This window comes from Kitasatospora sp. NPDC048722, from assembly GCF_040650235.1.
In the GTDB taxonomy this organism is placed as follows: Bacteria; Actinomycetota; Actinomycetes; order Streptomycetales; family Streptomycetaceae; genus Kitasatospora.
This window is the reverse complement of sequence record NZ_JBEZGX010000089.1, coordinates 22,030-28,029: the sequence shown is the minus strand read 5'-3', so window position 1 is coordinate 28,029 and position 6,000 is coordinate 22,030. Positions and strand designations below refer to the sequence as shown.

Genomic DNA, 6,000 nt, shown 5'->3' with positions numbered 1-6,000 from the left:
CTCGGCGTCGAAGCGCGCGACCTCGGCGCCGTCGCGCCAGGTCGAGGCGTAGACCACGATGCTCCCGGCCGGCTGACGGACGGCCATGTTGTGCCCAGGTGCAGGGTCAGGCCGTCCGCTCGGCCGCCGGACGGACCAGCCGGCTCCGGACGGCCCACGCCACCGCGCCGAGGGCGAACCCGTAGACGGACACCAGCCCGTGGCCGTTCTCCTGGGCGAGCCACATCGCCATGCCCAGCGCCGGGACACCGGCCGCCAGGGCGATCTCCTTCGGCACGCGGGTGCGGGTGAGGAAGGCGAGGGCCAGGGTGGCGCCGAGGAAGTAGGTCGCGCCGGAGCTGCCGGCGAAGTTGCGGGGGTCGGTGCTGGGGCCGTCGCCGAAGCCGAGCAGGTCGTCGATCCGGCCGGGCAGCAGGATGCCGGCGAGGAAGAAGCCGAGGGTGAGCGTGCCGCCCCAGTACCAGTGGGCGAGCGCGGCGACGGCGGCGAGGGTGACGAGGTTCCACAGGCCGCCGAAGAGGCCGCCGTTCTGCATGAACACCGAGGTGAACTCGCGCCACCAGCCCGGCCTGGCGGGGTCCGCGTCGAGCGCGTCCATGGCTCCCGACCAGACCAGCTGGAGCACGACGCCACCGACGGCGAGCGCGGTCAGGACGATCGCCGCCCACGGCAGCGGCCTGCTCCGCAGGGTGTCCCGGCCGACCACGCCGAGCCCGCAGTTGACCATCATGACCATCAGCGCGGCCGTGGTCACGTTGAACAGGATCGCCCCCATGCCCGTCCTCCCCCCGGTTCGGCGCTTTCCAACGCCGTTTGAAAACGTGATGGCGCAAAGTTAGCACAGTTTTCGAACGGTGTTGGAAAACGCGGTACCGTGGGCCGCATGAAGCTCACCAAGGAGCGCATCGTCGACGCCGGCATGGCCGTGTTCGCCGAGGTCGGCTACCAGAACCTGTCCATGCGCCAGGTCGCCGACCGCCTGGACGCCCACGCCGGCAGCCTCTACTACCACGTACGCGGCAAGGACGAGCTGCTCGCCCTGATGGCCGACCGGGTCTGCCGCGCGGCCTACGACGCCGGCACCGAAGCGCTGGCCGCCCTCCCCGCCGACGCCACCTGGCAGGACCGGATCGAGGCCCAGGCCGCCACGCTGCGCCAGAGCATCAAGCAGCACCCCGGCGGCGCCCAGCTCCTCGCCGACAGCCCCGGCATGCTCAGCCCCGGCGCCCTCTCCCTGATGGAACGCCTGCTGCGCACCCTCCTCGACGCCGGCCTCCCCGCCGACCACTGCGCCACCGCCGCCGACACCCTCCTCAGCCACGCCACCGGCTTCGTCCTCCAGGAACAGAACCAGCCGGCGACACCCCCGCCCGTCACCGCCGAGCTCTACGCCGACCTGTGCGAGCGGTTCCCCCTGGTCATGGGCCCGTTGATCCCGCGCATCAGCCAGGAGGAGAAGTACACCCGGAGCATCCGGCTCCTGTGCACGGGCTTCGCGGCGCTCGCCAGTGCTCTGACCACATAGGTCCACCGAGGTGGGACCCCCCTGCGATCCGGCGGAAGCCGAGGCTGGCACACCCGTGCTGGAGCTCCTCACCAGGACCGCCGGCCCCTACGCGCCGGTACCGGAGTTCCTGCCGGTCGACGGCTTCGATCAGGTCTTTCGCTGCGTGCGCACGCCCGATCACCCGATGGGCTTCTTCGAGTACTACGTGCTGCAGGAACAGGGCCGCAGCGCGGTCCGCTTCGCCGTGCGAGCCGGCAGCCACCAGGACGCAGTGGTTGCCGGGTTCCTGGACGTCATCGTTCCAGGCGTGACCTCGCCTTCGACGGCCGGCCCCACCACAAGGTGACCTCGCCGCGTCCGGTCGGGTCCTTCGATCACGCCCTGTTCAGCGCGCCGGCACTGGGCCGGGCTTCGGTGCGCATACGGCGGCGGCAGCGCGGGTGGCGACGGCCTTCCCCCTATTCAACTGCGAGATCGGGGACGAGGATCCGGAGGAGCTGGTCGACGCCCGCATCCATCGTCACGCCCCACGCCCCGCTGCCGTACAGCGACTGGGGACGATCGCCGTATCCCGCCGCCATGCGCTTCGACATTCAGCCGTCGTTCCACCGGGCGTCACCGACGTTCAAGGTCTTCCGGCCGGCCGACGTCCGGAAGCCCATGGACGTACTGTCGACGGCATCGCCGCAGAGCCGGCTGGAGGTGCGGTCCTTCCGAGGCGAAACCACGCGCCTCCGACCCGACACGACCATGTCCTTCGCTGACGTGTTCTCCTTTCCGATCGGCTGAAGAAACGGCCTGGCTGCCGTCCGCCGAAGTCCCCGAGCTTCCAAACGTCAACAGACCGCAGCCGGTGGACCTCCTCGGTCACGGCTCTAGCCGTCCGCCTGCCTCCGTAGCACCCAGTACGCGGCAGCGGCCGCCACCGCGCCTGCGGCCAGCACGGCGACGTCGAGCGACTTCAGCACTGCGTATTCGTCCCGATGCTGCATGTAGACGCCGTGGAGCGCGTACCTGGACACCAACGCCATCAGCGCGCCGAAAGCCGCTGCCAGCAACGCCTCGATCTGCCTGGTGCGATGTCCCATCGTCTCCCCCACCTTCCCCTCGGATCCCGTCCGCCACGCTAACGAGCACCGCCACGCCGATCAACACCCGGTCGTGGTTCCGCATGTCGAACGCGTGCCAGGCCGGCTGTTCCCGGCAGGCCGGAGCAGCGCGCGACGGCCCGCCGGTAGCGCACCGCGTTGGCGCTGCCTCGACGCACGATCCGTTGTAACTGCCGGCTCTCCTCGTCGGTCCCCGCTCGTCTGGCACCTCACGCCCGTTTCCGACTCTCCCGCCAGGACGGTCTTCGCGGGCCGCCGCAACGACAAGGACGCGTGGATCCCCGTCGTCTTCCACGCCCTCCCCGACGGCGCCCGGTACGTCCACTTCGGCGTCCGCGCCACGGCCAAGTCCGCCTGACCGCAGGCCTCCTGAGCAGCCGTTCGCCTCCGCCCGGCTTTCCCCGAAGCGGCCCCGGGCGGGCGGCCGCCCCGGGCCGTGGTGCGATGGGCTCGCGGCGAACCGGTGGGTGCTCGTGGTCGCCGCCGTCGTGGCGGGCGCCGCCGGGGCGGCCGTCGTGCGCAGCCGTGTGCTCGCGGCCCGGCAACAGCAGGTGCACGCCGCCCGGTTGCGGCTGGCGCTGAGCGGGCCGGGCGGGATCGACCACATGAAGCCGGACGCGTTCGAGTAGCGGTGCGCGATCCGCTGCGGCGCGACGGCTGTCGGGCGCACGAGGCCGGGTGGGCCGGCGACCAGAGCGTGGACGTGCTCGCCGAGGATCCGATGGGCCGGCGCTGGGCCGTGCAGTGCAAGAAGCAGGAACCGGTCGGCGGCAAACCGGTGGACCCGTGGAACGCCGCAGGGGCGGGAGCCGAGACCGGCTCCCGCCCCATCGGGTTGGAGCGCCGGGCCCGAATCGAACGAACCCCTCCCGCTGAAAGCGGGCGTGCTACCACTGCACCACCGACGCCTGACCGACCTGGCCTCGCCCGCTTCCGCGATCTCGTCCCGTCGACGGACGAGAAGTTACCAGTTCATGATCGGAAGAGGAAAATCGGGAGCCGACGGGGACAGGGACCGAGGGAAGGAGCGGGGATTGACCGGGAGTGCGGGGACCGTGTTCCGGGGGGACGAACTGCCTGCGGAGGACCGTTTCGACTGCTGGCGGGAGCTGGTCGGGCGGACCCGGGACAGCGAGATGACCAGTGCGCACGCCGACGACTTCGAGGCGGAGATGCGGCGTCTGGAGCTGGGGCCGGTGACGCTCCTCAAGTCGTCGTTCCCGCCGGCCCGGTTCCGGCGGTCCGCACGGCGGGTGCGGCAGTCCGACCGGGAGGTGTGCCACCTGACGCTGGTGCTCGACGGAGCCCTGTCGCTGACCCGCGACCCCCGGGCCGGCACGACGGTGTTCAGGCCCGGCGAGCTGACCGTGCTCGACAGCTCGCACCCGTACGACGTGCGGGCCTTCGCCGACCGCACCGCCGGGACCGCCGGTCCGCGACCACCCCGGACCGACGCCCTGGGCATCGACTTCCCCATGGCCATGCTGCCCCTGCCCCCGGACCGGGTGCGCGACCTGATGGGCCGCGGTTTCTCGGGGCGCCAGGGCACGTGTGCGCTGCTCTCCGACTTCCTGGTCGGGCTGGACCGCCAGGCCGCCGTCCTCGGCCCGGCCGAGGCACCCCGGCTGGGGACGGTCGTGATCGACCTCGTCGCCGCCTGGCTGGCCCGGGAGCTGGAAGCCGAGGCCGTGCTCCCGGACGACGCCCGGCAGCGGGCCCTGGTGGAGAACGTCCGGACGTTCATCGGCCGGAACCTGCACGATCCCGAGCTCTCGCCGCCCGTGATCGCCGCCGCGCACCACATCTCCGTCAGCTACCTGCACCGCGTCTTCACGCAGCAGTCGGGGGGTGAGACGGTCGCCGCGTGGATCCGCCGCCAACGGCTGGAGAAGGCCCACCAGGACCTGGCCGATCCCGCGTTGCGCGCCCTGCCCGTCCACGCCGTCGCCGTCCGCTGGGGCCTCCCCCGGCCCTCCGACTTCAGCCGGGCCTTCCGGGCCGCGTACGGGATCTCCCCGAGGGAGCTCCGGCGCACCGCGTCCTCAGGGGGCGCGGGCGAGTAGACGCAGAGCGCAGGAACTGTCGACGCAGTGACAACACGGCAGGTCCGAGACCTGGCAGCCTCGTTCCCCGAGGAGAAACGGCGCACCGTCGCCGTCCGCTCCGGCGCCGGACCCGATCCCACCCGGCGCAGCCGGACGGCCGGCGGCCCGGCACGCCACAGGGGAGCGTGCCGGGCCGCCGCGCTGCGCCTTCCCCGCGTTCAGGCCGACGGCACCGCACCGAGCGCGTGGACGCCCCTGCGGCCGCCCTGGTAGACGGCGGTGCCGGCGGCGGCCAGGTAGATGCCGGTGCGTTCGTTCCCGGTGCGCTTCGGCTCGTCCTGCCAGCGGAGGCGGCCCGTCGCGAGGTCGTGGGCGTAGACGCGGTCGTCGTTCGTCCCGATGTAGACGGTGTCGGCGGTGGCCGTGACGGCGTTGCCCCCGAGACCGAGGCCGAGGGGGACGGCGGTGGTCCAGCGGATCGCGCCGGTCTCCGCGTCCAGGGCGGTCAGTCGCGACCCGCCGAGCAGAAGGACCGTGCCGTCGCTCACCGCGAGCGTGCCCGTGTCCTGCTTGGCCTGCCGCCAGAGCACCCGGCCCGTGGCGGCGTCCAGGGCATAGACGGTCGAGGACTTCGTCGTCTGGTCGAAGTCCGCGACGAACACGCCGCCGGAGCGGACGACGGGACCGGTGAACTGCTTTCCGACGGCGTTCTGCTCCCAGCGCTGCTCGCCGCTGCGCGCATCGAAGGCCCGCACTCCCCCCGGCGTCCCGGCGGTGTACACCGTGGCGCCGACGGCGGCCGGAGCGCCCCCGGTGTCCGGCAGGCCGCTCCAGCGGAGTTCGCCGGTGGCCGCGTCGTAGGAGCGGAGGGCACCCCCGTACACCGCGAACACCCGGCCGCCGGCGACGGCCGGACCGTCGCCCCACTCGGCGTCCATGGTGTCGGGCTCCTCCACCTGCCAGCGCACGGCGCCCGTCGCCGCGTCGAGGACCTGGAGGCGGGTCAGGCTGGTGACGCACACCAGTCCCTCCGCGACGGCCATCGGGCAGCCGTCGAGCGTGTCGGCGTGGCCGGGGGTGGTGATCTCGCTGCTCCAGCGGACGGCGCCGGTGCGCGGGTCGAGGGCACTCACCCTGCCGTCGTAGCCGGAGACGTACAGGCCGTCCTGCGCGCCGGTGTTCAGGGCGACCCGGCCGCCGGCGGCCGTCGTGCTCCAGATCCGCGGGCCGCTGGCGTCGTCGTGGCGCGCCCACCAGCCCACGCTCGCCGCGACCGCGAGGGCGCCCACGCCCCCCGCCGCGCTCACCAGCAGCCTCCTGCGGTCGAGCCGGGGCCGGG

Annotated in this window: 8 protein-coding genes, 1 tRNA gene and 1 pseudogene; 6 read left to right on the top strand and 4 right to left on the bottom strand. The window is 72.9% G+C overall.

Features of this window, described 5'->3' with window-relative positions; all coding sequences use genetic code 11:
• Positions 1 to 106: 106 nt before the first annotated feature.
• A complete protein-coding gene (locus tag AB0C76_RS38480; protein ID WP_359974685.1) occupies positions 107 to 775 on the bottom strand; it encodes a hypothetical protein in 669 nt (222 codons plus the stop codon).
• A 108-nt stretch (positions 776 to 883) separates the two neighbouring features.
• Between AB0C76_RS38480 and AB0C76_RS38475 the strand changes: the two genes are divergently transcribed.
• The 3 genes from AB0C76_RS38475 (at position 884) to AB0C76_RS38465 (ending at position 2,296) form a co-directional block, all read left to right on the top strand.
• Positions 884 to 1,525: a TetR/AcrR family transcriptional regulator gene (locus AB0C76_RS38475; protein WP_359974683.1), complete on the top strand. Its 642-nt coding sequence runs from the start codon at positions 884 to 886 to the stop codon at positions 1,523 to 1,525.
• 55 nt (positions 1,526 to 1,580) lie between these two features.
• Positions 1,581 to 1,853: a hypothetical protein gene (locus tag AB0C76_RS38470; protein WP_359974681.1), complete on the top strand. Its 273-nt coding sequence runs from the start codon at positions 1,581 to 1,583 to the stop codon at positions 1,851 to 1,853.
• 233 nt (positions 1,854 to 2,086) lie between these two features.
• Positions 2,087 to 2,296 carry a hypothetical protein gene (locus tag AB0C76_RS38465; RefSeq protein WP_359974679.1) on the top strand — a complete coding sequence of 70 codons (210 nt, stop codon included), beginning with the start codon at positions 2,087 to 2,089 and terminating at the stop codon, positions 2,294 to 2,296.
• An 86-nt stretch (positions 2,297 to 2,382) separates the two neighbouring features.
• Here AB0C76_RS38465 and AB0C76_RS38460 read toward each other — a convergent pair whose 3' ends face one another.
• A complete protein-coding gene (locus AB0C76_RS38460; protein WP_359974677.1) occupies positions 2,383 to 2,595 on the bottom strand; it encodes a hypothetical protein in 213 nt (70 codons plus the stop codon).
• A 494-nt stretch (positions 2,596 to 3,089) separates the two neighbouring features.
• On the opposite strand from AB0C76_RS38460, the gene AB0C76_RS38455 reads away from it, so the two are divergent.
• Positions 3,090 to 3,245 (top strand): hypothetical protein, encoded by a 156-nt coding sequence (locus AB0C76_RS38455; protein ID WP_359974675.1) that lies wholly within the window; start codon positions 3,090 to 3,092, stop codon positions 3,243 to 3,245.
• A 2-nt stretch (positions 3,246 to 3,247) separates the two neighbouring features.
• Positions 3,248 to 3,385: pseudogene (locus AB0C76_RS38450) on the top strand (restriction endonuclease); the annotation flags it as partial.
• Positions 3,386 to 3,452: 67 nt separating this feature from the next.
• Here the strand turns inward: AB0C76_RS38450 and AB0C76_RS38445 are convergent.
• Positions 3,453 to 3,524 (bottom strand) — tRNA-Glu (locus tag AB0C76_RS38445).
• Positions 3,525 to 3,650: 126 nt separating this feature from the next.
• On the opposite strand from AB0C76_RS38445, the gene AB0C76_RS38440 reads away from it, so the two are divergent.
• Positions 3,651 to 4,679 (top strand): AraC family transcriptional regulator, encoded by a 1,029-nt coding sequence (locus tag AB0C76_RS38440; RefSeq protein ID WP_359974673.1) that lies wholly within the window; start codon positions 3,651 to 3,653, stop codon positions 4,677 to 4,679.
• Between the two features lie 200 nt (positions 4,680 to 4,879).
• Here AB0C76_RS38440 and AB0C76_RS38435 read toward each other — a convergent pair whose 3' ends face one another.
• Positions 4,880 to 5,968, bottom strand: a complete 1,089-nt coding sequence (locus AB0C76_RS38435; RefSeq protein WP_359974671.1) for a PQQ-binding-like beta-propeller repeat protein — start codon at positions 5,966 to 5,968, stop codon at positions 4,880 to 4,882.
• Positions 5,969 to 6,000 lie beyond the last annotated feature (32 nt).

Bases quoted from the DNA above. Each gene is read 5' to 3' on its own strand.
- AB0C76_RS38480 (WP_359974685.1), bottom strand. From the start codon at position 775: ATGGGGGCGATCCTGTTCAACGTGACCACGGCCGCGCTGATGGTCATG.
- AB0C76_RS38475 (WP_359974683.1), top strand. From the start codon at position 884: ATGAAGCTCACCAAGGAGCGCATCGTCGACGCCGGCATGGCCGTGTTC.
- AB0C76_RS38465 (WP_359974679.1), top strand. From the start codon at position 2,087: ATGCGCTTCGACATTCAGCCGTCGTTCCACCGGGCGTCACCGACGTTC.
- AB0C76_RS38460 (WP_359974677.1), bottom strand. From the start codon at position 2,595: ATGGGACATCGCACCAGGCAGATCGAGGCGTTGCTGGCAGCGGCTTTC.